At 47.0% G+C, this 1330-nt stretch carries 3 protein-coding genes; all 3 read right to left on the bottom strand.

Features of this window, described 5'->3' with window-relative positions; translation table 11 throughout:
• The coding region (locus tag JHJ32_RS22490; RefSeq protein WP_233632814.1) for a helix-turn-helix domain-containing protein at positions 1-457 on the bottom strand (457 nt) is incomplete at its 3' end.
• 94 nt (positions 458-551) lie between these two features.
• Complete coding sequence (locus JHJ32_RS23285; protein WP_200122955.1) at positions 552-800, bottom strand: IS3 family transposase; 249 nt, start codon at positions 798-800, stop codon at positions 552-554.
• A 50-nt stretch (positions 801-850) separates the two neighbouring features.
• Positions 851-1117: a transposase gene (locus tag JHJ32_RS22480; protein ID WP_165292753.1), complete on the bottom strand. Its 267-nt coding sequence runs from the start codon at positions 1115-1117 to the stop codon at positions 851-853.
• Between the last annotated feature and the right edge of the window lie 213 nt (positions 1118-1330).

The following is a 1330-nucleotide window of genomic DNA, read 5'->3' as shown; positions in this document are numbered from 1 at the left end:
CGTAATACGAATACCGGCTGTGGGAGAGCACCATCGCGAATACCCATACCTTGACCGCACGGCCGTTGCGCCGGAACTGCCCCAGGTAACCGAAGTCGACCTGGCATTCCTCGCCCGGCGCACTGTGGAGCGGAACATAAACCTCCCGCTTCCTCAGCCGTTCCACACTCCGTGCAACGCTGGGGTAGGATACATTCACGCCGTGCTTCTCAACCAGCTTACGGTGGATAAGAACCGCGCTCAGGCCCGATTCATGGTACGTGGATATCTCTTGCTCGTAATCGTCAAGCACTTTTACCCGCACCTGTTCGCCGGGACCCTCCATGCCCTCGGACAGCGCCCTGGCTATCCGGGACACCGTCTTGCGGCACATCCCAAGGTCCCTGGCGATCTCTCGCTGCGACCTGCCCTGTGCCAATAGTGTTTTTATTGTATGATACATCGCCACTTTGTACATAATGCCGAAGGTTGGTTTCCTCCGACAAGTTAATCCTTAACCGCTTTGGGTGGCGGCATTTTATTGAGAATCGGTGGCGGTGTTTACGTGATAATTAACGCTTCTTGCGCTTATTCCGAAGATTTAACCGCATGGCGGTGTATATTCTGTAAACACGTTTGTGGTTCCACATATATTGTAACTTTCTAAGACGGTGGTACATCATCCAGAAGCCCCATGTACGGTGCAGACCAGCCAGTTTTGAAAGCTGCTCGATGACTTCTGTGTCATCCCTGCGCTTTGCACGGTAATAAAAAACAGATGTACTGATATTAAATACGGCACAGGCCTGCCGTAGGCTCATCCCAAAATCTTCACGGGCATAACCTACAAGCTCACGCTTTTCGGCAGGCCCTAAAGCTTTTTTTCGATAACGTCCTTTAGCACGGTAATCTGAAGGGTCTGCTCGGCAACGATTTTTTTATACTGGGCCAGCTCTTTTTCCATTTCACGGAGTTGTTTGAGCTGAGATACTTCCATACCTGAGTATTTGCTCTTCCATGAATAGAATGTCCCTTGGCTAATACCATGTTCCCGGCAAATATCAGAAACAGATTGTCCCGACTCCTGCTGTGATAAAATCTTAATGATCTGAGATTCGCTAAACTTACTTTTTTTCATTGTCCCTAAATTATAAAACTACATGAATAATCGTAGCTGTTTTTAGGGTAGATTACAAAGTTGTTTAGGGTAAACAAAAATATTGGGCGTAAAGAAAAATTCAACATCGCTAAAATCGGAATACTCCTCACATTATCATGGGTATTCTTTTTTGCAGGCATCAAATACTCCAATATTTCGATTGGTGTAGTTTGTTATTGTATGGCAAGCTTC

It is taken from the genome of Parapedobacter sp. ISTM3 (assembly GCF_016533505.1).
GTDB lineage: Bacteria > Bacteroidota > Bacteroidia > Sphingobacteriales > Sphingobacteriaceae > Parapedobacter > Parapedobacter luteus.
Note: the sequence above shows the minus strand (reverse complement) of the source record. Positions and strands in the feature narration are given on the sequence as shown.

What these genes read in the sequence shown, in the direction of transcription:
- JHJ32_RS23285 (WP_200122955.1), bottom strand. Translation starts at nt 800, where the DNA reads ATGAGCCTACGGCAGGCCTGTGCCGTATTTAATATCAGTACATCTGTT.
- JHJ32_RS22480 (WP_165292753.1), bottom strand. Translation starts at nt 1,117, where the DNA reads ATGAAAAAAAGTAAGTTTAGCGAATCTCAGATCATTAAGATTTTATCA.